A 25,497-nucleotide genomic window follows, 5' to 3' on the forward strand; every position below is an offset into this window, starting at 1 on the left:
CCGCACCCGACGGACAGGGAGGCGCCCCGTGGCGACAGCTAGCCCCTCCCGCGCACGGCCGTCGCGCACAGGCCCCCGGTTCGGCGCACTCCGCCGCCGACTCCTGGCCGTGGGCCTGCTCGCCGCGACCCTGACCGGTCTCGCGGCAGCGGCTCCCGCCGCGACGGCCGCGACCACCGCCGACCAGTCGATCATCGCCTGGGTCCGCGTCCAGGGCACCAACGAGAACCTCGCCGGCGTCTCGATCGCGATCGAGGGCGACTCCTCCGCGACGCTCACCACCGGCGCGGACGGCCGCGCGGTCTTCCCGCTCGACGAGCCCGGCACCTTCACCATCACCGTCGACGAGGCCACCCTCCCCGCCGACAAGGGCTACCCCGCCGCGGGTCAGAACCCGAAGGAGGTGACCATCGTCGGCTCGCAGAACCAGATCGTGAACTTCATCGTCTCGACGGCGAACCCGATCGGCACCGGAGCGACGGCCCCCGTCCCCACGGATTCCGCGGGTCCGACCTCCCCGGCGACCGAGGGCACGACCGGCAACACGGCGACGAACCCCGACGGCACCTCGAGCACGACGACCCCGCCGGTCTCGGCCGACACCTTCTGGATCACCTTCTGGCCCAAGGTCGTCACCGGTCTGATCTTCGGCCTCCTGATCGCCCTGGCGGCGATCGGAGCCTCACTGATCTACGGCGTCACCGGACTCAACAACTTCGCGCACGGCGAGCTCGTCACCTTCGGCGCGCTGATGGCGTACCTCTTCTCCGGGGTCTTCGGCCTCCCTGCGCTGGTGGCGATCCCGATCGCGGTGATCCTGGGCGGGGCGTTCGGCTACGTGCAGGACGGCCTGCTCTGGAAGCCGCTGCGGAAGAAGGGCATCCAGCTCATCCCGCTGATGATCGTCACGATCGGCCTCTCGCTGGCCCTGCGCTACGTCTACGTCTTCTTCTTCGGAGCCGACCGCCTCTCCCTCCCCAACAGCACCGCGCCGTTCTTCACGGTCGAGGCGCTCGGGATCAGCCTGAAGTTCACCGACATCGTCGGCGCCGTCGTCGGCATCATCTGCATCGTCGGAGTCGCCCTCGTGCTGACGAAGACCAAGATCGGCAAGGCGATGCGCGCGGTGTCCGACAACCGGGCCCTCGCCTCCGCCTCCGGCATCAACGTCGAGCGCGTCATCCGCGTGGTCTGGGTGCTCTCGGGCGCGCTGGCCGCTCTCGCCGGCGTCTACATCGGCTACTACCAGTCGCTGCGCTGGGACACCGGAGCGTCGATCCTGCTGCTGATCTTCGCGGCGATCACGCTGGGAGGCCTCGGCTCCGCCTACGGCGCGCTGGTCGGCTCGCTCATCATCGGACTCATGATGAACATCTCGACCGTGTGGATCCCGGAGAACCTCAAGTACGTGGCTCCGCTCATCCTCATGATCATCATCCTCCTGGTCAGGCCGCAGGGAATCCTGGGCCGCAAGGAACGGATCGGCTAGGACACCATGAACCTCAACTTCATCTGGCTGGCGATCGGGCAGATCGTCGATCCCACCGTCGCGGCGTACGCCCTCGCGACGGTCGGCCTGGTCATCCACTTCGGATTCACCGGCCTCCTCAACTTCGGACAGGCCGGCTTCATGGCGGTGGGCGGGTACGCCTTCGCCATCACGTCGGTCAAGTTCGAGTGGCCCGTCTGGGGCTCGTTCCTCGCGACCATCGTCGCGGCGACCGTCTTCGCCCTGATCCTGGGCATCCCGACACTGCGACTGCGCGCCGACTACCTGTCGATCGTGACGATCGCGGCGGCCGAGATCATCCGGCTCTCGGTCAAGACGCCCGAGTTCTCGGCGATCACCGGAGGCTCGGAGGGCATCAACGGCGCCGCCCGCGCCTTCAACGACCTCAACCCGCTCCCGGAGGGGCGCTGGGGCATCGGGATCCTGACCTACAACCAGGACCAGTGGTGGGTGCGCATCGTGGGCTGGGGCCTCGTGGGCCTGGCCTGCCTCCTCGTGTTCCTCCTGATGCGCAGCCCCTGGGGCCGCGTCATCAAGGGCATCCGCGAGGACGAGGACGCCGTGCGCTCGCTCGGCAAGAACGTCTTCTCGTACAAGATCCAGGCGCTGGTCCTCGGCGGCGTGCTGGGCGGCCTGGCCGGAGCGCTGTTCATCCTGCCCCGCTCGCTGCAGCCCGACAACTACGGCACCCAGCTGACGTTCTTCCTCTACACGATCATGCTGCTGGGCGGCGCCGCCACGGTGTTCGGGCCCGTGGCCGGGTCGATCATCTTCTGGGTCGTCCTCGGTCTCACCGACGGACTGCTCACCCTGGGGATCGACACCGGTGTCCTCAGCAACGACATCATCCGCCTCACGACGGTGCAGACCGGACCCATCCGGTTCATCGTGGTGGGGGTCGCGCTCATGCTCCTGGTGATCTTCCGACCACAGGGGATCTTCGGCAAGAAGAAGGATCTGCACTTTGCCTAAAACGCCGGTCTCGGACATCACCGAGGACACCATCGTCCCCGGGGTCAAGAAGAAGGACCCCATCCTGGTCGCCGACAGCGTCAGCCGGCGCTTCGGCGGCCTGACCGCGGTCGACGTCGCGCACGTCGAGATCCCGCGCGGCTCCATCACCGCCCTGATCGGCCCCAACGGAGCCGGCAAGACCACGTTCTTCAACCTGCTGACGGGCTTCGACAAGCCCAACACCGGGCGCTGGAACTTCAAGGGCAAGAACCTCGCGAACGTCCCCGCGTACCGGGTGTCCCGGATGGGCATGGTGCGCACCTTCCAGCTCACCAAGGCCCTCGGCGGCATGACGGTGCTCGAGAACATGCTCCTCGGGGCCAAGGGGCAGAAGGGCGAGAACATCTTCACGTCGCTCATCCGGCCGCTGTGGTCGAAGGAGGAGGACACGATCGAGGCGCGCGCGATCAGTCTGCTCGAGAAGTTCAAGCTGGACACGAAGAAGGACGACTACGCGTCGAGCCTCTCGGGTGGTCAGAAGAAGCTCCTCGAGATGGCGCGGGCGCTCATGTCCGAGCCCGAGCTGGTCATGCTCGACGAGCCGATGGCGGGCGTGAACCCGGCGCTGACCCAGTCGCTCCTGGGGCACATCGTGAACCTGAAGGACGAGGGCATGACCGTCCTCTTCGTCGAGCACGACATGCACATGGTCAACACGATCGCCGACTGGGTGATCGTGATGGCCGAGGGCAAGGTCGTCGCGGAGGGTCCGCCCTCCACCGTGATGAACGATCCGGCCGTCATCGACGCGTACCTCGGCGCCCACCACGACACCGACCTCGGCACCGTCGAGGGCCAGCTCGTGATCGCGGAGGAGATGGAGTCGGACCTCGTCCGCGAGGACGTCGAGAAGCAGGCGGAGGAGGCCGGTCTCGTGCCGCCCACCCCTCCCGCCGCAGCCCCGGCCACCGGCTCCGCCACTACCGCGCACGCCGCGGACGTCGCGGACGTCGCTCCGACGAGCGTCGCGCCCACCACGGACGCGCCCGCCGTCGACTTCGGAAAGGACGACAAGTGACCGGCAACACCCTCGAGACGCACGACCTCCACGCGGGGTACGTGCCGGGAGTCAACATCCTGAACGGCTCGAACGTCTACGTGAAGAAGGGCGAGCTGGTCGGCATCATCGGCCCGAACGGGGCGGGCAAGTCGACGCTCCTGAAGGCGATGTTCGGGCTGGTGAACATCCGCCAGGGCACGGTGCTGCTCAACGGCGAGGACATCACCGGCATGAAGGCCGACAAGCTGGTCTCAAAGGGCGTCGGCTTCGTGCCGCAGAACAACAACGTCTTCCCGTCGCTCACCATCGAGGAGAACCTCGAGATGGGCATGTACCAGAAGCCGAAGATGTACCGCCAGCGCCTCGAGTTCGTCACGGAGCTGTTCCCGGAGCTGTCCAAGCGCCTCAAGCAGCGCTCGGGATCGCTCTCGGGCGGTGAGCGCCAGATGGTGGCGATGTCGCGGGCCCTGATGATGGACCCGTCGATGCTGCTCCTGGACGAGCCGAGCGCAGGCCTGTCGCCGATGCGCCAGGACGAGACGTTCGTGAACGTCCAGCGGATCAACCGCGCGGGCGTCTCGATCATGATCGTCGAGCAGAACGCGCGCCGGGCGCTGCAGATCTGCGACCGCGGCTACGTGCTCGATCAGGGCCGCGACGCCTACGAGGGCGCGGGACGCGAGCTCATGAACGACCCCAAGGTGATCGAGCTCTACCTGGGCACGCTCGCGACGACCAACGAGGTCACCACGAGCACGCCGACCGTCGGAGGCTGACGCCTCCGCCCAGCCGAGGGCCCGTCGTCCGCCGCGAGGCGGCGGCGGGCCCTCGTCGTCCCCCCTGCGAGGAGGCACCGGATGAGACGCACCGCCGCGGCCGTGACGACCGCGCTGCTCGCGACGCTGCTCACGGGATGCGGGCCCGCTCCCACCTCCGCACTGCCCGACGGCGTCTCGGTGAGCATCCGCCAGAACCGGGACGACTACGGCCCGAGACGGCTCGAGGTGCTCGTGGCCAACGACGGCGACGAGGCGCTGGAGGTCTGGGAGGCGCGACTGGACTCCCCCGCCTTCGCCGATCCCGCCTGGACGCCGCGGCCCACCCGCGTGCGGGCCGGCACGACCACGGCTCTGCGCCTCCAGCTGCCCGAGCCGGACTGCGCCGGCGACGACTCCGAGGGCCGCATCCGGCTCGCCTGGACGACCGCGGACGCCTCGGGGACCGCCGTCGTCGAGCCCGAGGACCCGTTCGGCACCCTCGCCCGGGTGCACGACGAGGACTGCCTCGCCCAGCGGCTCGCCGAGGTGGTGACGATCGAGCCCGGCGACGAGGTGACCGTCTCGCAGGAACCCGGCGGACCCGTCGCGCACCTCGCCCTGACGATGACGCCGACCGGCGCTCCGGGGGCGGTGCGGATCCCGGAGGTGCGCGGCACGATCCTGCTGCGTCCCGCCTCCGGTGACGTGTGGCCGGTGGACGCGCGACTCGACGCCGACTCTGACCCGCTCGTGCTGGATCTCGCGATCGTGCCCGTGAACTGCAGCACCCACACCGTCGCCGAGGACAAGCGCGGCACCTTCTTCCCGGTCGTCGTCGCTCTGGAGGGCGGCGCCGAGGGCGTCGTGCCGATCGGAGTGAGCGACGACGTGCGTGGCGAGCTGTACGAGTTCATCGCCTCGGACTTCTGCGACTGGAGCTGATCGTCGCCGCACCGTCGATCCGCGACAAACGAGGATCTCTCCGCCACCGCACCCCTCATCGGAGGGCCAGATCGGCAGGGCCGGTGCCGTACTTTTGGGGACACGAGACGTCACCCCGGCGGGGTGCACCGAGCACGTTCCTCCTGGTGGGAGGCACCTTCCGGTCGCAGCCCGACGGACGACACCGCCCGGGCGGTGGCCCCCGCCGCTCGACCCCGTTCTGAAGGAGCCGTGCATGAAGAGCTACACCCCCGCCCCCGTCGCCCTCGGCGCCGTCTTCGGCACCGGAGCGATCGGCGACTACGAGCGCTGGTCGGTCGTCGGCGTCTACGCCCAGGTCGTCATCGCCGAGACCCGCGGCGGCAAGCGGAGCAGCTACAGCCGCTCGTTCGTGACGTACCGCCTCGCCCAGGAGGCCGAGCTGCTGCGGGCCTCCTAGAGCTTCCCGCACGTCCCTCGAGCGCGCGTCCCCGTCAGGCGGACGCGCGCTCGATCAGTTCGGTGGGCAGGATGATCGCGGCGGGCTTCTCCCCCGCGATGCTCTGCAGCAGCAGCCGCACCATCTCGGCACTGATGCGGCCGAACGGCTGGCGCATCGTGGTCAGCGCGGGCTCGGTCGACACCGCGACGCTCGAGTCGTCGAAGCCGCCCACGGCGACGTCCTCCGGCACCCGCCTGCCGGAGCGCAGCAGCGCGTCGATCGCTCCGGCCGCCATCCGGTCGTTCGCCGCGAAGACGGCGTCGACGTCGGGGCGGTCGCGGAGGAGCTCCGTCATCGCGCGGTCGCCGCTCGCCCGGCTGTAGTCGCCGTAGCGGACGAGGCCCTCGTCGTACTCCCCGCCGAGCTCGCGACGGTAGCCTGCCAGGCGCACGAGGCCGCCCGGCATGTCCGGCGGGCCGGCGATCGTGGCGACGCGCGTGCGCCCGCGGGAGCGGAGGTACGCGACCATCTCGCGCGCGCCCTCCTCGTCGTCCGCGGCGACGTAGCCCATCCGCTTCTCGTAGCCCAGCGGGATGCCGCACGCGATCGCCGGGACCGCGAGGTCCTGGATCTCGCGCAGCAGCCCCTGGCCGCCGTGCGCCGAGACGAGCAGCACGCCGTCGACGTGCCCCGCGCCGAGGTAGGCGAGAGCCCGCTTCTGCTCGGACACGTTGCCCGCCATGATCAGCACGAGCGAGACGTCGCGGTCGGCGAGCGCCGCGGCGGTGCCGGTCAGCAGCGTCGAGAAGTTCGGGTCCTCGAACAGCAGCTGGTGCTCCTCGGTCAGGAGGAACGCCACCGAGTTCGTGCGGTTCGTCGCGAGGCTGCGGGCGTGGGGGTTCACCCGGTAGCCGGTCTTCTTGATCGCCGTCTCGACGGCGGTCTTCGCATCCGGACTGACCCACTTGCCGCCGTTGAGGACGCGCGAGACGGTGCCGCGGGAGACTCCCGCCTCCAGCGCGACGTGCTCGATCGTCGGTCTCTGGCGGCCGGAGGCGGTGGTCACCCGGCCAGCTTAGGGCTCGGGCCGTCCGCCGCCCGCGGCTCGCCGGAGATCACGCCTTCACCGCGCCGGCGGCGAGATCGACCTTCCAGAACCGCTGCAGGACCAGGAAGATCGCGATCAGCGGGATGACCGAGAGCAGGGCTCCTGTGATCACCAGCGTGTACAGCGAGGGCGCCGACGCACCCTGGTTCAGCAGGCCGTTCAGACCCACGGTGAGGGGGAACAGCTCGTCGTTGCCGAGCATGATGTACGGCAGCATGAAGTTGTTCCAGATCGCGACGAACTGGAAGAGGAAGATCGTCACCAGTCCCGGGAGCAGCATCGGCGTCGCGATGCGGGTGAAGATGTACATCTCCCTCGCGCCCTCGGTACGGGCCGCCTCGATCACGTCGGTCGGCACGGCCGCCGCAGCGTAGATCCGGGCCAGGTAGATGCCGTAGGGGCTGATGATCTGCGGGAGCAGCACGCCCCAGAAGGTGTTGGTCAGGCCGACGTTCGCGAGCAGGAAGTACTGCGGGATGGCGAGGATCACACCCGGGACGAGCACGCCCATCAGCAGGACGTTGAAGACGACCTTCTTGCCCGGGAACTCGAACTTCGCGAGCACGTAGCCCGAGAGCGCCGAGATCCAGGTCGAGGCGATCGCGCCGAGCCCGGCGTAGAGCGCGGTGTTCAGCATCCAGCGCCAGAAGAGCCCGTCACGGTACGAGGTCAGCGCGACGATGTTGTCGACGAGGTGCGTGCTGGGGGCGAGGGTGAACGTCGAGAACAGCTCGCCGCCGTCCTTCGTGGACGCCATCAGCACCCAGAAGACGGGGAAGAGGCAGTAGACCGCGCCGACCAGGAGGATCCCGGTCGAGAGGATGCTCGGCCGCTCGCGACGGGCGAGGGGCGAGCGGGACGGGCGCCGCGAGGGAGCGGCGGTGCCGAGGCGGGGGGCGAGAGCGGTCATGGATCAGTCCTCCTGTCCGAAGGCTCGCTTCTGCACGACCCGGAGGAAGAGGAAGGAGACGATGAAGGTGGCCAGGGCGATCACGACGGAGGTCGCCGCAGCGGAGTAGATGTCGTCGCGGGTGAACGCGTCGCGGTAGACGAGCATGAGCGGGGACCAGCTCGTGGAGAGGCTGTTGGTCAACGGGCGCAGGGTGGTCGGCTCGGCGAACACCTGGAGCGTCGCGACCATCGAGAACAGCGCGGTCATCACCAGGGCCGGCGCGAGGATCGGGATCTTGATGCGCAGGGCGATCTGCACCTCGCTCGCGCCGTCGATCCTGGCCGCCTCGTAGATGTCCGACGGCACCGCCTTCAGGGAGGTGTAGATGACGATCATGTTGAAGCCGACGCCGCCCCAGAGCGCGATGTTCGCGATGCCGAAGAGGACGGCGCCGGAGGAGAGCAGACTCGGGGCGTCCCACCCGAGCCGCTCGAACACGTAGTAGAAGGGGCTGACCGCGGGCAGGTAGAGGAACCCCCAGAGCAGCGAGCTGATCACGGCGGGCACCGCGTAGGGCAGGAAGATCGAGATCCGCGAGAAGCCGACCGCGCGGGTGCGCTGCGAGTCGAGCAGCAGCGCGAACAGCAGCGCGAGGCCGAGCATGCACGGGATGAGGATGAGGCCGTAGAGCAGGACCCGGCCGACGCTCGCGCCGAACTCGGGGTCGGACAGGGCCGAGACGTAGTTCTCGACGCCGGCGAAGACCTGCGTCTGCGCTCCCGACCCCAGGCCCAGGCCGGTCACCTGGCGCTTCTGGAAGCTGAGGAAGAGCGTGTAGACGATGGGCGCCGCCATGAAGGCGACGAAGAGCACGATGCCGGGGGCGAGCATCGCGTAGGGGATGCCGACCCGCGAGCGCCAGCCGGAGCGGCCGGAGCGGCGGGCGGCGGGGCGGCTCGAGCGGTTCGACGAGACGGAGCCGTCCGGTGCTCGGGTGATCGTGGGAGCGGTCATCGCTGGTCCTCGTCCTGCTTGCTGGGGTGGTCTGCGCGTGCAGGAGGGATGCCGCTGCACGGGAGGGGACGGTGCGGAGGCGGGGCCGGGGGACCCCGCCTCCATCACCGTCAGTTCACGGAGAAGCCGCTGGAGACCAGGTCGTCCGTGGTGATCGACTGCATCTCGGCGACCGCGTCGACGAAGGCCTGGCGGGTCCTCGCGTCGGCGGCCTTGGCGAACTCGTCGTTGTAGGCGCTGAACGCGACGTTCACGTTCGGTCCGTAGGTGAAGCTCGACACGGAGCCCGCCGCCTCCGACGCGATGTCGTAGAAGTCGGCCTGCTGGCTGAAGAACTCGGGAGAGGTCGTCAGCGCGTCGGCGGCGGCCTCGGTCGCGGCCGGGTAGACGCCCGAGATGTCGGCCAGAGCGGCGACGGCCTCGGGGTCGCTGTTCAGCCAGGTGGCGAACTCGACGGCCGCCTCGACGTGGTCGGACTGGGTGGTGACGGCCGTGCTCGAGCCGCCCCAGTTGCCGTTCGAGGGTGCGGAGGCGTCCCACTGCGGGAGCGTCGCCGCGGTCCAGAGACCGGCGGTGTCGGGGGCGTTGCCGCCGAGGACGCCGGGCGCCCAGACCGAGCTGATCCAGCCGACCTGCGAGCCGTCGTTGAGTCCGGCGTTCCACTCGGGCGTGTACATCGGCTTGTTGTCGATGGCACCCTCCTCGACGAGTCCGCCCCAGTACTCGGCGACCTGCTCGGTCGGACCGGCGTCGATGTCGACGCCCCAGCTCTGGTCGTCGATGGACCACCAGGAGGCTCCGGCCTGCTGCGCGAGACCGGTGAACCAGCCCGCGTCGTTGGCCGAGAAGGTGCCGAGGTACTTCGTCGGGTCGGCCGCGTGGACGGCGCGCGCCACCTCGGCGTACTCGTCCCAGGTGGTCGGGACGGCGAGGCCGAGGCTGTCGAGGATGTCGGTGCGGTAGTAGGCCATCATCGGGCCCGAGTCCTGCGGGATCGCGTAGACCGCGTCACCGCCGAGGGTGACCGAGTTCCAGACGCCCTCGGAGTACTCGCCGGCCAGGTCGTCCGAGACGGAGCCGGAGATGTCGGCGAGCGCGTCGGAGGAGACCAGGGTCGGGATCTTCTGGTACTCGGCCTGGATGAGGTCGGGAGCGCCGCTACCGGCCTTGATCGCCGTGAGCAGCTTGGTGATGGCGGGGTCGCCGCCGTCCTGCTTGTTCACGGTGACCTGGATGTCCGGGTTCTGCTCGTTCCAGATGTCGACGACCTGCTCGAGGTTCGGCGCCCAGGCCCAGTAGTTGAGGTTCACGGTGCCGGACTCGCCGGCGTCTCCGGATGCGGTGCAGCCGGTGAGGGTCAGGGCGGCGGCGGCCGCGGTCGCGATGGCGGCCCTGCGGAGTGATGTGCGCATTCGTCCTCCTTGTCGAAGTGCTGTGTGGTGGTGGTGCACGGGCGCTCCGACGAGGGATGGACGACGGTGTACCTGTGAGCGGTTACAGTTACACACACGGGACCGAGGGCTGTCAACTCGACGGAATGCGCGGATCCAGGCGGCTCTCAGGCCGTCACTGCTTCCGGCTGCGCGGATATCCCGTGCTAGAACTGGGAGCGCACACAGTTCGAAGGAGATCTCCGCATGACCACCGACCTCAGCTCCCCCGTCGCCGACGCGGTCGCGGAGACCCCGCGCACCGCCGTCGTCGGCCGCCCCGGCCGGGCGCTGCTCGGCGGCCGCTCCGAGATCCGCTACGGCGGCGACTACAACCCCGAGCAGTGGCCGCGCGAGGTGTGGGACGAGGACATCGCCCTCATGCGCAGCGCCGGGGTGAACCTCGTCAGCATCGGCATCTTCTCGTGGGCGCTGCTCGAGCCGCGCGAGGGCGAGTACGACTTCTCGTTCCTCGACGAGCTGATCGCCCTGCTGCACGGCGCGGGCATCGACGTCGACCTCGCCACTCCGACCGCGGCTCCCCCCGCCTGGTTCTGGAGGAAGTACCCGGATTCGCGCCCCGTCACCCGCGAGGGCGTCACCCTCGGCTGGGGATCGCGCGGCATGGTGAGCCCGAGCTCACCCGAGTACCGCGCCGCCTGCGTCGCCCTGACGGAACGGCTCGCCGAGCGCTACGGCTCCCACCCCGCGGTCGTCCTCTGGCACGTCCACAACGAGTACGGCGCTCCGATCAGCGACGACTACTCCGACCACAGCGTCCGCGCGTTCCGCGCCTGGCTGCAGCGCCGCTACTCTTCCCTCGACGCGCTCAACAGCGCCTGGGGCACGCTCTTCTGGGGCCAGGTCTACGGCGAGTGGGACGAGATCGACGCACCGCGCGTGTCGGCGAGCGTGGTGAACCAGACGCAGCGCCTCGACTTCGCGCGCTTCACCTCGGACGCCCTGCTCGAGTGCTTCCGCGCCGAGCGCGACGCGATCAAGCGCTTCGCCCCCGATACGCCGGTGACCACCAACTTCATGGCGACCAACTGCCCGTCGGTCGACCTGTGGAAGTGGCGGGACGAGGTCGACCTCGTCGCCAACGACCACTACCTCGTGGCCGAGCGCTCCGACAACCACGTCCTCCTCGCCCTCGACGCCGACCTCACCCGATCCCTGGCCGGCGGTGCCCCGTGGATCCTGATGGAGCACTCCACCTCGGCCGTCAACTGGCAGCCGCGCAACATTGCCAAGCGGCCCGGTGAGCTGGCCCGCAACAGCATGAGCCACCTCGCCCGCGGCGCCGACGCGATCCTCTACTTCCAGTTCCGCGCCTCGCGCTACGGAGCCGAGAAGTTCCACTCGGCGATGCTGCCGCACGCCGGCGTCGGCAGCAGGATCTGGAAGGAGGTCGTGGCCCTGGGCGACGAGCTCGCCGGGCTCGCCGAGGTGCTCGGCTCCCGGGTGCACGCCCGCGCCGCGATCCTCTGGGACTGGGAGTCGTTCTGGGCCCAGGACCTCGAGTGGCGCCCGTCCGTCGAGCTCGAGCACCGCGAGCGCGTCATCGCGTACTACACCGAGCTCTGGCGCCGCGGGGTGAGCGTCGACTTCGCGCATCCGCACGCCGACCTCTCCTCCTACGACATCGTGCTCGCCCCCGCGCTCTACCTGGTCGACGCGACGTCGAAGGCGAACGTCGAGGACTACGTGCGACGGGGCGGCACCTTCCTGGCCTCCTACTTCTCGGGCGTGGTCGACGAGAACGACGCGGTGCACGCCGGTGGCGCCCCCGGCGCCTTCCGCGAGGTGCTCGGAGTGGCGGTGCCCGAGTTCCTGCCGCTGCACGCCGACGAGACCGTCGCGCTGAGCACCGGCGCCTCGGCGTCCGGCTGGGCCGAGGAGCTCGTGCTCGAGGGCGCGGACGCGGTGGCGGAGTACGTCGGCGGGCCGGCCGCGGGCGGACCGGCGGTCACACGCCACGGCTACGGAGAGGGCCGCTCCTGGTACGTCTCCACCCGCCTCTCGGGCGACGACCTCGGCTCGGTCGTCGAGGACGCCCTGCGCGATGCAGGCATCGAGGCCGACCTCTCCCCCGAGGGCCTCGAGACGGTGACCCGCGAGGGCGACGAGGCCGACTTCGCGTTCTTCCTGAACCACTCCGCCGACGACGTGCTCGTCGACGCGACGGGTGTGGAGCTGCTGACGGGAGCGGAGACGTCGGGGACCCTGACGGTGCCGGCGGGTGCGGTGCGGGTCGTGCGCCGGCCCCGCTGACGCGCGACGCTCACGGGGGCGCCCCTCGGACCTCGGTCCGGAGGGCGCCCTCGTGTCGTCCGGGGTGCGATCCGCCGTCCCCGGACCGACCCGAGGCGCACGCACCATCCGCAGGCATCCGCACCGTCCGCACCGTCTGCAGGTATCCGCACGATCTGCAGGCATCCGCACCGTCCGCAGGCCTGCGGACCATCTGCAGGCATCCGCACCGTCTGCAGGTATCCGCACCATCTGCAGGCACTGCGGGCCGGAAACTGCTTTCCGCCGCATCGACGAGGCACGCACGACGAGGATCCCCTGCAGATCGCACAAGCATCCCTCCGACCGTCGGATCGGAGGCGGACCCGCCGCCCCTCCCCAGGCACGCAGAAGGGGCCCGGTCCGAAGACCGAGCCCCTTCCGGTGTCACGACCGAGGTCGCGTCACGGTGTGGTCGTTACTCGAGCGAGCCGTCGACGGTCTCCTCGAACGAGGTGACGTTGCCTTCCGAGTACTTGTAGATCGACACGGAGGCCTCGCTCGGGTCGCCGTTCTCGTCGAACGAGATCGGGCCGGAGAGACCGTTGTAGTCGATGTCCTCGTCGTCGGCGAGCAGAGCCGCGCAGTCGGCGAAGGTGGTGCACTCCGTGCCGTCCTTCGAGACGCTCTCGAGGTTGTCGCGGAGGGTCGCGCCGTCCGTCGCTCCACCCTGCAGCGCCGCGAGGGCGAGCAGGACGGTGGCGTCGTAGGACTCGGGAGCGTAGCTGAACACCGTCAGCGGGTCGTTGCCCTGCTCCTCGACGAGGGCCTGGAGGTTCGACTGGAAGTCCTCCGACGCCTGCACGCCCGGGTTGGTGAACTGGGCGCCGGCGATGTCGACGTTGGTGTCGGCCTCGGTGATGACGCCGTAGTTGCCGTCCGTGCCGTAGAGCTTCGAGAAGTCGAAGCCCTTGGCCGCGAGCTGCTCCGCGATCGTCTTGATCTCGTCGAACGAGATCACGACGAGCGCGTCGGGGTTCGGGGCCAGCACCGTGGTCAGCGCCGAGTTGAAGTCCGTCGAGGCGGGCTCGAAGATCTCCTCCGCGGCGACGGTGGCTCCGCCGGCCTCGAGGGTCTCCTTGATGTTCTTCTCGAGACCGGTGCCGTACGCGTCGTTCATGTACAGGATCGAGACGTTGGTCTTGCCGTCGCCCAGGATCTTGTTGCCGAGGATGCGGCCCTGCAGCACGTCCGAGGGAGCGGTGCGCCAGTAGTAGCCGTCATCCTCGTAGGTGGTGAAGTCGGGCGAGGTGTTGGCCGGCGAGATCTGCACGACGCCCGCCTGGGTCACCTGGTCGATGAAGGTCTTCGAGACACCGGACGACGCGGCGCCGATGATGGCGGACACGCCGTCGGCGATCAGCGCCGTGGCGGACTGCGTCGCGATGTCGGTCGACGTGTCGCCCGAGTCCTTCGGCTCCGCCTCGATCGTGATGCCCGCGGCGGCCTCGTTGATGTCGGCGACCGCGAGGTCGACACCGGCGAACTCGGGCGGGCCGAGGACGGCCAGCGTTCCCGTCTGCGGCAGGATCGCGCCGATCTTGAGGGAGAGGTCACCGGATGCGCCGCTGTCCGTGCCCGCGTCGGTCTCGCCGCCACCGGCGCAGCCGGCGAGGACGAGTGCGCTGGCGCCCAGGATGGCGACACCGCCGAGGGTTGCCCGGAGGGACCGTGCGCGAGCCGAACCGGCCTTCGCGTAAACGCCCATGTTGCTCCTTGAGAGTGATTGTCGTCAGAGCGGTGCCGGAGGCAACCGCTCGGCAAACGTAACCTTCGAGGGGGCCGTGAACAATACGGGGGTGTTACGAACGGATTTCGCGACCGGATCGTTACTTCCGGCAGCAGCAACCGCTCTCAGCGACGCGATCCGCACTTCACGCCAGGATACGGCGCCTTCTGCGCTCGGCCGCGACGAGGTCGACTGAGAAGATCACCAGCGCGGTCCACACCAGCGCGAAGCCGAGCCAGCGCTCGGGCGGCATCGCCTCGTGGAGCACGAACGCGCCCACCAGGAACTGCAGGAACGGCGTCAGGTACTGGATGAAGCCGACGATCGAGAGCGGCAGCCGACGGGCGGCTCCCGCGAACAGCAGCAGCGGGACGGCGGTGACGATACCGGCCGACGCCAGGATCAGGGCGTGCCCCGTGCCCTCCGTCCCGAAGGTCAGACCGACCAGCGAGCCCACCACGGCGAGCTGCACGATCGCGAGCGGAGTGAGCCAGAGCGTCTCCAGCGTCAGTCCCGACACCGCGTCGATCCGGCCGCCCACCCGGCTCTTCACGAGTCCGTAGAACCCGAAGGAGAAGGCCAGCGCGAGCGAGACCCACGGGAACGAGCCGTAGCCGACGGCGATGACGAGCACTGCGACCGCGCTGATCGCCATCGCGATCCACTGGGCCGGTCGGAGCCGCTCCCGCAGCACGAGCACGCCCAGCAGCACCGTGACGAGCGGGTTCATGAAGTAGCCCAGCGCAGCCTCGATGACGTGCCCGGTGGTCGTCGCGATGACGTAGACCTGCCAGTTCACGTAGATCAGGGCGCCGGCGAGAGCCATCGCCCCCAGCAGCCGCGGCTCGCGGAAGAGGCCGAGGAAGCCCGCCCAGCTGCGCGTCACGGTGAGCAGGATCAGGCAGAAGACGAGCGAGAACATCACCCGGAACGCGACGATCTCGAACGGCGAGGCCGGTGCCATCGCGATGAAGTAGAGCGGCATCGCGCCCCACAGGAGGTAGGCGCCGAAGCCGAACCACAATCCGGTCGAGGACATCGCACCGCCGCGCGCCCGCGACTCGGCGAGGGCCTCGACGCCCTCGCCCTCCTCGGCCGCGGTACCGGTCAGGTCGGGCTCGGAAGGGGTGCGGGAGGCGGACACCCGTCCGATGCTACGCACGCGGGCACCCGCTGATCGGCTCGGAACGGTCATCGGACGGCCGGATCAGGCCACCCGTCGCCAGGAGGACCGGCCCGGGACGACGAAGGGCCCGGCGACCTGGGTCGCCGGGCCCTTCTCGGGACGCGTCCTAGCGGACGACGACCGCGAGGACGTCGCGAGCGGAGAGGACCAGCAGGTCCTCGCCCGAGAACTTGACCTCGGTTCCGCCGTACTTGGAGTAGATGACCTTGTCACCCACGGCCACGTCGAGGGGGACGCGGTTGCCGTTGTCGTCGATGCGGCCGGGGCCCACGGCGACGACTTCACCCTCCTGCGGCTTCTCCTTGGCGGTGTCGGGGATGACGAGACCGGAAGCGGTCACCTGCTCCGCCTCGACCTGCTTGATGACGATGCGATCTTCGAGCGGCTTGATGGACACCGACACGGTTGACCTCTTTCTTGACGACGATGTGGCGGAGCGCGGTTCTGGCACACACGCTCCGAGAGTGCTAGATCCACTGTAGAGGCTGTGCTGGCACTCGTGCAATCAGAGTGCCAAGCGGAGCGTCGCGGAACGACGTCGGAGCGGCGCGGACGCCGTGGCCTACCATGGCCGGATGCATCGCGACGAGCTGGTCGAGCTCCTCTCCCCGGAGGGGCTCCGGCTCCTCGACTCCCTCGACGGATACCGCTCGGACGACCTCGTGCGGGCCGTCGCCCGGCTCCGGTCCGCAGGTCACTCCCCCGCGCTGGTCGCCGCCGTGCTCACCCAGTCGCGACTGCGCGAGAAGGCGCAGGGCAAGTTCGGCGAGTTCGCCCGCTCGATGCTCTTCACCGACGCCGGCCTCGAGCAGGCCACGCGGCTCCGTGTCGCCGCACTGCACGCGGGCCGCTTCGCGGCAGCGGGCACCAGGAGGGTCGCGGACCTGGGCAGCGGGATCGGCGGCGACGCACTCGCTCTCGCCGCGATCGACCTCGAGGTGACCGCCGTCGACGCCGACGAGATCACCGCGACGCTCGCGAGCTTCAACCTCGCCCCGTTCCCCTCCGCTCGCGCCGTGCACGGCGATGCGGAGTCGTTCGACCTCGACGGCTACGACGCCGTCTACCTGGATCCGGCTCGGCGCACCGCCGGTCACCGCGAGACGCGGCGCCTGGACGATCCCGACGACTACTCCCCGTCGCTCGACTTCACCTTCGGCCTGGCCGCGCGCCTGCCCGTGGGCGTCAAGGTCGGGCCGGGCTTCGACCGCGAGCGGATCCCGGCCGACGCCGAGGCGCAGTGGGTGTCCGTCGAGGGCGACCTGGTCGAGACCGGACTCTGGTTCGGGTCGCTCGCCCGGCCCGGTGTCCGCCGCTCCGCTCTGCTGCTCGGTGCGCACGGCGCCGCCGAGCTGACCGCCGACTCGGACGCCGACGACGAGGAGGTCGGCGAGCTCGGCGCCTACGTGCACGAGCCGGACGGGTCCGCCATCCGGGCGCGATTGCTCGGCGAGCTGGCGCGCTCGAGCGGTTCGCGGATGCTCTCGCCCGGCATCGCCTACCTCACGGGAGACGAGCCGTCCGCCTCGCCGTTCCTGCGCAGCTTCCGCGTCCTCGCCGAACTCCCCCTCGACGAGCGGACGCTCGCGAAGGAGCTGCGCGGACGCGGCATCGGCGTGCTCGAGATCAAGAAGCGCGGGGTCGACGTCGACCCCGCGCGGTTCCGCAAGAAGCTGGGACTGTCCGGCCGGGGCAGCGCCGTGCTGATCCTGACGCGGGTGCAGGGGCGCCACCGCGCCCTGCTGGCCGAGCGGGTGGCGCAGGCGGGCGTTTAGTAGTTGGCCGACTGGATCGCCACCACGAAGATGACAACGGTGATCGCCAGGTAGATCAGCGAGATCACGATCCCCGCGAAGCCCGTGATGATCGCGGTCAGGGCGAACCCGCGCGCTCCGGGCTCGCGACGACGCCCGAGGAACCCGAGGACGACGGCCGGAGCGGACAGCAGGAATCCGAAGCCCCACGCGAAGATCGTGATCACGAGGCCGGCGATGCCGAGGATCATGCCCGTCAGGCTGAGGGTCCTGGGCGGGGCCGGGGCCGGCGGTGCGGAGGCGTACGCCGGCGCGGTGCCCGGAGGCGTCGGCGTCCCGTAGGACGGGGCGTCCGTGCGCGGAGCCCCGTATCCGGGCGCGGGCGCCGAGGCCGGAGCTCCATGGCCGGACACGGGCGCCGAGGGCGGAGCAGGCGGAGCCGGCGGAGCCGGCGGCACGGGCAAAGCCGGAGGCGCGGGCGGGACGGGGGCGGGACCCGGACGCTCCTCGGAGCCGGGCGCGGTGCTGTCGCTCATGCGGCCGAGTCTAGCCAGCGGCCGGTCTCAGCTCGGGAGGTACCCGTCGGTCCGCAGGTCCCCCACGAAGGCGGTGTACGCCAGGAAGCCCAGGACCGCCAGGACGACGACGAGGTAGCCGAGCACGAAGCCGGCGATCGCGAAGCCTCCGCCGCGGCGGCCGGACCGGCGGGCCCGGAACAGCCCCACGTGACCGAGGACGATCGCGGCCGGCGCGAGCCCGAGGATCCCGCAGAGGAGGGCGGCGACCGCGAGACCCTCGAGAGGCGGGCGGAGCGCCGGAGCGTTGGGCGAGTACTCGTCCGGGTGCGCGGGACCCGTCGGCGGCGGGTAGGCCGCCGACGGGTCGACCGCGTCGGGAGCGGGAGGCGGGGGCACCGGCGTCCCGGCGGACCGATCGATCGCCGATTCGTCGTTCACGCGCTCTCCCCTCGCACAGCTGGCTCCAGCCTACGGTCCCCGGCGGGACCGGTCGGCTCAGTACCCCGTGGAGGGGACGGTGGCCAGGGCGGCGAAGAACAGGACGCCGACGATCGTGTAGACGATGATCGCGACGAACCCGATGACGATCGCGGCGATCGCGAGGCCGCGGCCCTTCTCCCCCGTGCGCTTGATCTGCGACAGGGCGATGAAGCCGAGCACGATGCCCACGACGGAGACGAAGAACGAGGCGATGAAGCCGATGATCGCCAGGATGTTGTAGCGGTCGGTGGTGGGCGTGTACGGAGTCGTCATGGGATCCCCCTTGATCGGAACAGGAGACGCCAGCGTGGCAGTCGGCGCTGCACACTGTCAAAAGGCTGAGCGACGCTTGTGTCGCCCCGAGACGTCGGCTAGCGGACCTGGATCTCGGTCACCGGGAGCGTGGAGTCCGCGCTGAAGTCGAGGCTCGACGGCGGGTGCCCCGCCTCGATGAGCTGAGCGGCGAGCGCCGCGATCATCGCGCCGTTGTCGGTGCAGAGCGAGAGCGCCGGGATCCGCAGCGCGATCCCCGCGGCCGCGCACCGCTCCTCCGCGAGCGCCCGCACCCGTGCATTGGCGACCACTCCGCCGCCCAACAGCAGTCTCGGCACCCCGCGGTCGCGGCACGCCGCCACCGCCTTCGTGAGCAGCACATCGGCCACGGCCTCGCGGAAGCTCGCGGCCACGTCCGCGACCGGCACCTCCTCGCCGGCGTCCTGGCGCTTCTCCACCCACCGCGCCACGGCGGTCTTCAGCCCCGAGAACGAGAAGTCGTAGCGGTGCCGCTCGAGGTCCTTCGGCAGGCTCAATCCGCGCGGGAACCGGATCGCGCGGGGGTCGCCGTCGGCCGCCACCCTGTCGATCTGCGGACCGCCGGGATAGGGCAGCCCGAGGACGCGCGCGACCTTGTCGAACGCCTCCCCGGCCGCGTCGTCGATGGTCTCGCCGAGCAGCTCGACGTCCGAGACCAGGTCGCGCACGTGCAGGAGCGACGTGTGCCCGCCCGAGACGAGGAGCGCGATCGTGGGCACCTCGACCGGGCTCCCCTCGCTCCCGTCGGCCCGGAGCACGTCAGCGCCCACGTGGCCGACGAGGTGGTTCACCGCGTAGAGGGGCTTCCCGAGCGAGACGGCGAGGGCCTTGGCCGCGCCGACGCCGACCATGAGCGCACCCGAGAGCCCGGGGCCGCTCGTGACGGCGATCGCGTCGAGCTCCTCGAGCGTCACTCCGGCCTCGGCGAGCGCCGCGCGCAGCGCCGGCTCGAGCGCCTCGAGGTGCGCGCGGGCCGCGACCTCCGGCACCACGCCTCCGTAGCGCGCGTGCTCGTCCATCGACGACGCGATGGTGTTGGCGAGCAGCGTCGTGCCGCGGACGACGCCGATGCCGGTCTCGTCGCAGCTGGTCTCGATCCCGAGGACGAGCGGTCCGTCGCTCATGCGGTCTCCTCCGACGCCCGCGGAAGTGGCGCGCGCATGACGATCGCGTCCACCCCGTCGGGCTGGTAGTAGGCGGGACGGACTCCGATCTCCTCGAAGCCCTCCGAACGGTAGAGGGTCTGCGCGCCGGGGTTGTCGGCGCGCACTTCGAGGAACACCTCGCGGGCCCCGCGCCGGGCGGCCTCCTCGAGCAGTTCCCGCAGGAGGCGCCGGCCGGTGCCGCGACGGCGCGCGGAGGCGAGCACGGCGATCGTCTGCACGTCGGCCTCGTGCGCGCCGCGAGGGCAGAGCAGCCCCGCGTAGCCGAGCACGACGCCGTCCTCCTCCGCCACGAGGTAGCGGGTGTGCACGCTCCGGATCTCCTCCGCCATCATCCGGCTCGACCAGGCGTCGCCCGTGAACTCCGACTCCTCGATCGCCATGATCGCGTCGAGATCGCCGGGGGTCGCCTCGCGGAGGACACTCACGCGGTCACCCGCTTGGGACCGGCCGAGAGCGTCACGTCGGGCGAACGGAGGTAGAGCGGCTCGTCGGCGGGCAGGGAGCGGCCGGCGGCGCGGGCGAGTGCGGCGACGACTCCGAGCGCTGCTGCCGAGACGGTGGACGCCTCGAGGCGTGGGAGCTCGGGGAACGGCAGCACGTCGGGCTTGTCGAGGCCGGGGCCGCTCCGACGGACGGGCAGACCCTGTCCGTCGAGACCGTCGTAGGCGCTCCAGTAGAGCTCGCGACGACGCGCGTCGGTGACCACCAGGAACCCGGCGTCGCGGCCGTCGAGCAGCGCGGCCAGTGCGACGGCGTCGTGGGACACGACGGGGAGCGTCGGGATCCCGCGGCCGAATGCGAAGGCGCGGGCCGCGGCGATGCCGACGCGGAGCCCGGTGAAGGGCCCCGGACCCATCCCCACGGCGACGGCGTCGATCCCGGCGGGAGCGACCCCCGCCTCCTCCAGCGCTTCGGCGATCAGGCGGCCGACGACCTCGGCGTGCCGCATGGTGTCGGTCTCGACGCGGTCCGAGCGGACTCCGCCCGCGTCGTCGACGACGGCGACGGAGGTTCCGGAGGAGGTGTCGATCGCGAGCAGCACCCTGACAGGCTACCCGCGCGCGGCGGGCCGGCTCAGGCCCAACGGGTGCCGCGGAAGCGGACCGTCCGCGGCTCGATCGGCTCCTCGCCCTCCGCCGCGTCGGATCCGGCGGTCGGCCGCTCGATCACGATGTCGAGCCAGGAGTCGGCGACTCCGTCCAGGAGCCCCGCGCCCCACTCCACCACCACGACCGAGTGCTCGAGGTCGAGATCGAGGTCGTCCAGCTCGACCGCCGAGCCGACCCGGTAGGCGTCGACGTGCACGAGCGGGGGGCCGTCGTGCAGCGGAGGATGGGTGCGCGCGATCACGAAGGTCGGGCTGGTCACGGGGCCGCGCACGTCGAGCCCCTCTCCCAGCCCCCGGGTGAACGTCGTCTTGCCCGCTCCGAGAGGGCCGGTGAGGACGAGCAGGTCCCCGGCCCGCAGAGTGCGGCCGAGCTCGCGACCGAGCTCCTCCATCGCCTCGGTGTCCGGGACCTCCACCGTCAGATCGGCGAAGCGGGCGCGCTCAGCCACAATCGCCGCCCAGCACCCGGCGCTGCACTCGCGGTCCGATCCGCGTCACGAGCTCGTAGTTGATCGTGCCGCACCAGCGCGCCCACTCGTCGACCGAGGGGACGCCCGTCGTCGGGTCGCCCCAGAGGGTCACGGCGTCGCCGACCTCGATCGGGGCGTCGCCCACCTCGACGACGAACTGGTCCATCGCGACCCGGCCCGCAATGCGATGCCGCCTCCCCCGGATCGTCACCTCGGCGACTCCGGAGGCGCTGCGCGGGATGCCATCGGCGTAGCCGAACGGGACGAGCGCGAGGCCGGTCTCCCCCTCGGCCCGGTAGGTGTAGTCGTAGCTGACACCCGTGCCCCGATCGACGCGGCGCACCCCCGCGACGCGTCCGTGCAGCGTCATCGCGGGGACGAGGCCGAGCTCGAGCGACGTCTCGTCGTCGAACGGCGAGAGTCCGTAGACGCCGATGCCGGCGCGCACCATATCGCGGCGCGCCTCCGGGATCCTCAGCGCACCGGCGGTGGCCGCCAGATGCACGATCGGGGCGGGGACGCCGCTCGCCCGCAGGAGCTCCTCCCCCCGGGACAGGAGCGCGAGCTGCGCGAGGTCCTCGGTGCGCGAGGTGTTCGAGAGGTGCGAGAGCACGCCCGTCAGGTGCACGGTGCCGCGCTCCACGTGGCGCACGAGCGCCTCGACGAGCAGCGGCCACTCCTGCTCGGGAGCGCCGTTGCGGCTGAGCCCCGTGTCGAGCTTGAGCTGCACGGCCGCCCGGCCGCCGCGGTCCTCGGCGGCCTGGGCCACGGCCTCCAGCTGGGTGAGCGACGAGACCGCCACGTCGATCCCGTGCTCGATGGCCGCGTCGAAGTCCTCGCCGGGGTCGTGCAGCCAGCAGAGCAGCGGAGCGAGGACGCCGGCCTCGCGCAGCGCCACGGCCTCCTGGAGGTCGGCGGTGCCGAGAGCGTCGGCTCCGCCCGCGAGCGCGGCCTGGGCCGCTGTCACGGCGCCGTGGCCGTAGCCGTTCGCCTTGACGACGGCCATGAGGCGCCGGGCGCCGGTCAGCTCGCGGAGCCGGGAGACGTTCCTCCGGATCGCGTCGGCATCGATCAGCGCTTCGCGGAAGAACAGCGGAGCGGTCACGACTCGGCCACCACGAACGCCGTCGCGATGCCCGCGTCGTGGCTCATCGACAGGTGCACCCGCGTGATGCCGCGGGCATCGGCGGCGGTCCGGGCCGCTCCGTGCAGGGCGAAGGAGGGGTTCCCGTGCTCGTCGCGCTCCACGACCATGTCGTGCCAGCGCGCACCCGCCGAGTCGCCGAGGGCCTTGATGAACGCCTCCTTCGCCGCGAACCGCCCGGCGAGGGAGGCGATCGGCAGGTCGCGTTCGCTGGGGGCGAACAGACGGTCGCGCAACCGCGGGGTGCGGTCGATCGCCCGGCCGAACCGGGCGAGGTCCACGACGTCCACGCCGATCCCCACGATCACGGCAGGGTCACTCGACCGTGACCGACTTGGCGAGATTGCGCGGCTGGTCGACGTCCAGGCCCTTCGCGGTCGCGAGCTCCATCGCGAACATCTGCAGCGGAGTGACGGCGAGCAGCGGCTCGAACAGCGGGTCGGCGAGCGGGATCGGCACGACCTCGTCGGCGATCTGGATCGCCGCGGTGTCGCCCTGCTCGGCGATCGCGATGACGCGGGCGCCGCGCGCCTTGATCTCCTGGATGTTCGAGATCACCTTGCGCTGCAGCTCGTACGACTCGCTCGGGCTCGGCACGATCACGAAGACGACTTGGCCCGGCTCGATGAGCGCGATCGGCCCGTGCTTGAGCTCCCCGGCCGCGAAGCCCTCGGCGTGGATGTAGGCCAGCTCCTTGAGCTTGAGCGCACCCTCGAGCGCGACCGGGTAGCCGACGTGGCGGCCCAGGAACAGCACCGCGCGGGTGTCGGCCATCCAGCCGGCGAGCTGGACGATGGCGTCCGAGGCGTCGAGCACCTTCGAGAGCTTCTCGGGGATCGCCGCCAGCTCGGCGGCCTGCGACGCGACGACCTCGGCGGAGGAGGCTCCGCGCAGCGTCGCGAGGTGCAGACCGAAGAGGTAGAGGGCCGCGATCTGCGCGACGAAGGCCTTGGTCGACGCGACCGCCACCTCCGGGCCGGCGTGCGTATAGAGGACCGCGTCGGACTCGCGTGGGATCGTCGCGCCCTGGGTGTTGCAGACCGAGAGCGTCTTCGCGCCCTTCTCGCGCGCGTACTTGACCGCCATGAGCGTGTCCATGGTCTCGCCCGACTGGCTGATCGAGACGACGAGCGTGCGGGGCGTGAGCACCGGGTCGCGGTAGCGGAACTCGTGGCTGAGCTCGACCTCGACGGGGACGCGGGCCCACTTCTCGATCGCGTACTTGGCGACCATGCCGGAGTAGGCGGCGGTGCCGCAGCCGATGATCGTGATCCGGTCGATCTCCGTCAGGACGGGGTCCAGGCCCTCGAGCTCGGGGAGGGTGATCGTGCCGTCGGCGATCCGGCCGCGCAGGGTGTTCGCGACGGCCTCGGGACCCTCGGTGATCTCCTTCGCCATGAAGCTCGACCAGCCGCCCTTCTCGGAGGCGGAGGCGTCCCAGGCGATCTCGAACGGCTCGGTCTCGACCGGCTGCCCGAAGAAGTCGGTGACCGTGACGAGGTCCGGGGTGATCGTGACGATCTGGTCCTGCCCGATCGCGACGGCGCGGCGGGTGAACTCGACGAACGCCGCGACGTCGGAGCCGAGGAAGTTCTCGCCGTCGCCCAGGCCGATCACCAGCGGGGAGTTGCGCCGCGCGCCGACGACGACGCCCGGCTGGTCCTGGTGCAGGGCGAGCAGCGTGAAGGCGCCCTCGAGCCGCGCGACGATCGCCTGGAACGCGAGCACGAGGTCCCCGGTCCGGCGGTACTCGCGGGCGATGAGGTGAGCGGCGACCTCGGTGTCGGTCTCGCTCTCGAAGACGACGCCCTCGGCGGCGAGCTCCTCCTTCAGCGGCTGGAAGTTCTCGATGATGCCGTTGTGGATGACGGCCAGCTTGCCGTCGTCGGCGAGGTGCGGGTGGGCGTTGCGGTCGGTCGGCCCACCGTGGGTCGCCCACCGGGTGTGACCGATGCCGGTCGTGCCCTGCGCCAGCGGGTGCGCTTCGAGGTCGTCGACCAGGACGCTGAGCTTGCCCGAGCGCTTGCGGCTGTCGATCACGCCATCGGCGTCGATCACGGCCACGCCCGCGGAGTCGTACCCGCGGTACTCCAGTCGCTTCAGGCCCCCGAGCAGCACGGCCAGGCTGTCACGCGCGCCGACGTATCCCACGATTCCACACATGCGCTCGATCCTAACGGCGCAGGAGGGGCGGATCGCGGCGGCCGGGCCGCAGGGTCGCCGGCCGCTAGGATCGGTGATTGTGCCGTCGTCAGCTCGCGAACCCGGGCGAGAGGCGCAGCCCTCCCCGTTCGTCGAGATCGTCCGCTCCGACTGGGCCGAGCTCGCCCGGTCGACGGAGCTCCCGCTGACCGAGACCGAGGTCGTGCAGCTGCGCGGACTCGGCGACCGGCTGAGCCTCACCGAGGTCGCCGAGGTGTACCTCCCCCTCTCGCGGCTCCTCGCCCTCTACGCGGCCGGTGCCCGCCACCTGCACCGGGCGACCAGCACCTTCCTCGGCGAGCGCGCCCAGCCCACGCCCTTCGTCATCGGAGTCGCCGGCTCCGTCGCCGTCGGCAAGTCCACGATCGCGAGACTGCTGCGCGAGCTCCTCGCCCGCTGGGAGGACACTCCCCGGGTCGAGCTGGTGACCACCGACGGGTTCCTCCTGCCCAACAGCGAGCTCGAGCGGCGCGGGCTGATGAGCCGCAAGGGGTTCCCGGAGTCGTACGACCGCCGCGCGCTGCTCCGCTTCGTCTCGGAGGTGAAGGGCGGGGCCGCGGAGGTGCGCGCGCCCTTCTACTCGCACCTCTCGTACGACATCGTCCCCGATGCCGAGATCGTGGTGCGCCGACCCGACGTGCTGATCGTCGAGGGCCTGAACGTGCTGCAGCCGCCGGTCCCCGGCCACGGCCTCGCGGTCAGCGACCTGTTCGACTTCACCGTCTACGTCGACGCGCGCACCGGCGACATCGCCCGCTGGTACGAGGAGCGCTTCCTCGCTCTGCAGCAGGGCGCGTTCGCGAACCCGAACTCGTACTTCCACCGCTACGCGTCGCTCACCCCCGACGAGGCACGCGAGCGGGCACGGAGCATCTGGACCGCGATCAACGAGCCGAACCTCGTGCAGAACGTGCGCCCGACCCGCAGCCGCGCGAGTCTGGTGCTGCGCAAGCAGTCCGATCACGCCGTGTCGTCGGTGCTGCTCCGCAAGATCTGACGCGGGGCGGACACGGTCTTCCTGGAGTCTGTGGGTCTCGATACGCCCCT

General features: G+C 70.8%; 26 protein-coding genes. 9 read left to right on the top strand and 17 right to left on the bottom strand.

Annotated elements, in window-relative coordinates:
- Window positions 1-28 precede the first annotated feature (28 nt).
- The 6 genes from LRG51_RS06785 (at window position 29) to LRG51_RS06810 (ending at window position 5,663) form a co-directional block, all read left to right on the top strand.
- Window positions 29-1,489, top strand: a complete 1,461-nt coding sequence (locus LRG51_RS06785) for an ABC transporter permease subunit (RefSeq protein WP_055787442.1) — start codon at window positions 29-31, stop codon at window positions 1,487-1,489.
- A gap of 6 nt (window positions 1,490-1,495) precedes the next feature.
- On the top strand, window positions 1,496-2,482 hold the full coding sequence (locus tag LRG51_RS06790) for a branched-chain amino acid ABC transporter permease (protein ID WP_055787440.1): 987 nt from the start codon (window positions 1,496-1,498) through the stop codon (window positions 2,480-2,482).
- Window positions 2,475-3,542 (top strand): ABC transporter ATP-binding protein, encoded by a 1,068-nt coding sequence (locus tag LRG51_RS06795; RefSeq protein ID WP_230671846.1) that lies wholly within the window; start codon window positions 2,475-2,477, stop codon window positions 3,540-3,542. The genes LRG51_RS06790 and LRG51_RS06795 overlap by 8 nt, the downstream gene beginning before the upstream one ends.
- Window positions 3,539-4,300 (top strand): ABC transporter ATP-binding protein, encoded by a 762-nt coding sequence (locus LRG51_RS06800; RefSeq protein WP_055787436.1) that lies wholly within the window; start codon window positions 3,539-3,541, stop codon window positions 4,298-4,300. The genes LRG51_RS06795 and LRG51_RS06800 overlap by 4 nt, the downstream gene beginning before the upstream one ends.
- 81 nt (window positions 4,301-4,381) lie before the next feature.
- Complete coding sequence (locus tag LRG51_RS06805; RefSeq protein WP_230671848.1) at window positions 4,382-5,224, top strand: hypothetical protein; 843 nt, start codon at window positions 4,382-4,384, stop codon at window positions 5,222-5,224.
- A 235-nt stretch (window positions 5,225-5,459) separates the two neighbouring features.
- A complete protein-coding gene (locus tag LRG51_RS06810; protein ID WP_055787429.1) occupies window positions 5,460-5,663 on the top strand; it encodes a hypothetical protein in 204 nt (67 codons plus the stop codon).
- 34 nt (window positions 5,664-5,697) lie between these two features.
- Here the strand turns inward: LRG51_RS06810 and LRG51_RS06815 are convergent, their stop codons facing one another.
- The 4 genes from LRG51_RS06815 to LRG51_RS06830 form a co-directional block, all read right to left on the bottom strand.
- On the bottom strand, window positions 5,698-6,711 hold the full coding sequence (locus tag LRG51_RS06815) for a LacI family DNA-binding transcriptional regulator (protein WP_230671850.1): 1,014 nt from the start codon (window positions 6,709-6,711) through the stop codon (window positions 5,698-5,700).
- Window positions 6,712-6,760: 49 nt separating this feature from the next.
- On the bottom strand, window positions 6,761-7,663 hold the full coding sequence (locus LRG51_RS06820) for a carbohydrate ABC transporter permease (protein WP_230671852.1): 903 nt from the start codon (window positions 7,661-7,663) through the stop codon (window positions 6,761-6,763).
- A 3-nt stretch (window positions 7,664-7,666) separates the two neighbouring features.
- Window positions 7,667-8,659: a carbohydrate ABC transporter permease gene (locus LRG51_RS06825; RefSeq protein ID WP_055787420.1), complete on the bottom strand. Its 993-nt coding sequence runs from the start codon at window positions 8,657-8,659 to the stop codon at window positions 7,667-7,669.
- Window positions 8,660-8,769: 110 nt separating this feature from the next.
- Window positions 8,770-10,071, bottom strand: a complete 1,302-nt coding sequence (locus LRG51_RS06830; RefSeq protein WP_055787417.1) for an ABC transporter substrate-binding protein — start codon at window positions 10,069-10,071, stop codon at window positions 8,770-8,772.
- A 225-nt stretch (window positions 10,072-10,296) separates the two neighbouring features.
- Here LRG51_RS06830 and LRG51_RS06835 point away from each other — a divergent pair, with 225 nt between their 5' ends.
- Entirely contained in the window at window positions 10,297-12,363 is a 2,067-nt protein-coding gene (locus tag LRG51_RS06835; protein WP_082480990.1) for a beta-galactosidase, read from the top strand.
- A gap of 436 nt (window positions 12,364-12,799) precedes the next feature.
- Here LRG51_RS06835 and LRG51_RS06840 read toward each other — a convergent pair whose 3' ends face one another.
- From LRG51_RS06840 to groES, 3 genes are all read right to left on the bottom strand, one after another.
- The gene (locus LRG51_RS06840; protein WP_055787414.1) at window positions 12,800-14,089 is read right to left on the bottom strand and encodes an ABC transporter substrate-binding protein; all 1,290 of its coding nucleotides are present in this window, start codon (window positions 14,087-14,089) and stop codon (window positions 12,800-12,802) included.
- Between the two features lie 166 nt (window positions 14,090-14,255).
- A complete protein-coding gene (gene rarD, locus LRG51_RS06845; RefSeq protein WP_055788964.1) occupies window positions 14,256-15,149 on the bottom strand; it encodes an EamA family transporter RarD in 894 nt (297 codons plus the stop codon).
- Window positions 15,150-15,402: 253 nt separating this feature from the next.
- Window positions 15,403-15,699 carry a co-chaperone GroES gene (gene groES / locus LRG51_RS06850; RefSeq protein ID WP_055787236.1) on the bottom strand — a complete coding sequence of 99 codons (297 nt, stop codon included), beginning with the start codon at window positions 15,697-15,699 and terminating at the stop codon, window positions 15,403-15,405.
- A 172-nt stretch (window positions 15,700-15,871) separates the two neighbouring features.
- Between groES and LRG51_RS06855 the strand changes: the two genes are divergently transcribed.
- Window positions 15,872-17,071: a class I SAM-dependent methyltransferase gene (locus LRG51_RS06855; RefSeq protein WP_230671854.1), complete on the top strand. Its 1,200-nt coding sequence runs from the start codon at window positions 15,872-15,874 to the stop codon at window positions 17,069-17,071.
- Here the strand turns inward: LRG51_RS06855 and LRG51_RS06860 are convergent.
- The 10 genes from LRG51_RS06860 to glmS all read right to left on the bottom strand — a co-directional run bounded on the left by LRG51_RS06860 (window position 17,068) and on the right by glmS (window position 24,411).
- The gene (locus tag LRG51_RS06860) at window positions 17,068-17,301 is read right to left on the bottom strand and encodes a hypothetical protein (RefSeq protein ID WP_055787230.1); all 234 of its coding nucleotides are present in this window, start codon (window positions 17,299-17,301) and stop codon (window positions 17,068-17,070) included. The two genes, LRG51_RS06855 and LRG51_RS06860, sit on opposite strands and share 4 nt — an antisense overlap.
- A 312-nt stretch (window positions 17,302-17,613) precedes the next feature.
- Window positions 17,614-18,006, bottom strand: a complete 393-nt coding sequence (locus LRG51_RS06865) for a DUF4190 domain-containing protein (protein WP_055787227.1) — start codon at window positions 18,004-18,006, stop codon at window positions 17,614-17,616.
- A gap of 57 nt (window positions 18,007-18,063) precedes the next feature.
- Window positions 18,064-18,321, bottom strand: coding sequence for a DUF4190 domain-containing protein (locus tag LRG51_RS06870; RefSeq protein WP_055787225.1), 258 nt, complete (start codon window positions 18,319-18,321; stop codon window positions 18,064-18,066).
- Window positions 18,322-18,419: 98 nt separating this feature from the next.
- On the bottom strand, window positions 18,420-19,484 hold the full coding sequence (gene tsaD / locus LRG51_RS06875) for a tRNA (adenosine(37)-N6)-threonylcarbamoyltransferase complex transferase subunit TsaD (protein WP_230671856.1): 1,065 nt from the start codon (window positions 19,482-19,484) through the stop codon (window positions 18,420-18,422).
- Window positions 19,481-19,951: a ribosomal protein S18-alanine N-acetyltransferase gene (rimI, locus tag LRG51_RS06880; RefSeq protein WP_230671858.1), complete on the bottom strand. Its 471-nt coding sequence runs from the start codon at window positions 19,949-19,951 to the stop codon at window positions 19,481-19,483. Before rimI ends, tsaD begins: the two co-directional genes overlap by 4 nt.
- Window positions 19,948-20,568, bottom strand: a complete 621-nt coding sequence (tsaB, locus tag LRG51_RS06885; RefSeq protein ID WP_230671860.1) for a tRNA (adenosine(37)-N6)-threonylcarbamoyltransferase complex dimerization subunit type 1 TsaB — start codon at window positions 20,566-20,568, stop codon at window positions 19,948-19,950. Before tsaB ends, rimI begins: the two co-directional genes overlap by 4 nt.
- A gap of 32 nt (window positions 20,569-20,600) precedes the next feature.
- On the bottom strand, window positions 20,601-21,026 hold the full coding sequence (gene tsaE / locus LRG51_RS06890; RefSeq protein ID WP_055788956.1) for a tRNA (adenosine(37)-N6)-threonylcarbamoyltransferase complex ATPase subunit type 1 TsaE: 426 nt from the start codon (window positions 21,024-21,026) through the stop codon (window positions 20,601-20,603).
- Window positions 21,027-21,075: 49 nt separating this feature from the next.
- Entirely contained in the window at window positions 21,076-22,209 is a 1,134-nt protein-coding gene (gene alr / locus LRG51_RS06895; protein ID WP_230671862.1) for an alanine racemase, read from the bottom strand.
- On the bottom strand, window positions 22,206-22,556 hold the full coding sequence (locus tag LRG51_RS06900; RefSeq protein WP_055787206.1) for a holo-ACP synthase: 351 nt from the start codon (window positions 22,554-22,556) through the stop codon (window positions 22,206-22,208). Before LRG51_RS06900 ends, alr begins: the two co-directional genes overlap by 4 nt.
- Before the next feature lie 7 nt (window positions 22,557-22,563).
- Entirely contained in the window at window positions 22,564-24,411 is a 1,848-nt protein-coding gene (glmS, locus tag LRG51_RS06905; protein WP_055787202.1) for a glutamine--fructose-6-phosphate transaminase (isomerizing), read from the bottom strand.
- 79 nt (window positions 24,412-24,490) lie between these two features.
- Between glmS and coaA the strand changes: the two genes are divergently transcribed.
- Window positions 24,491-25,447 (top strand): type I pantothenate kinase, encoded by a 957-nt coding sequence (gene coaA, locus LRG51_RS06910; RefSeq protein WP_055787198.1) that lies wholly within the window; start codon window positions 24,491-24,493, stop codon window positions 25,445-25,447.
- Window positions 25,448-25,497 lie beyond the last annotated feature (50 nt).

This window comes from Rathayibacter sp. Leaf248, from assembly GCF_920939495.1.
Taxonomy (GTDB): Bacteria; Actinomycetota; Actinomycetes; order Actinomycetales; family Microbacteriaceae; genus Rathayibacter; species Rathayibacter caricis.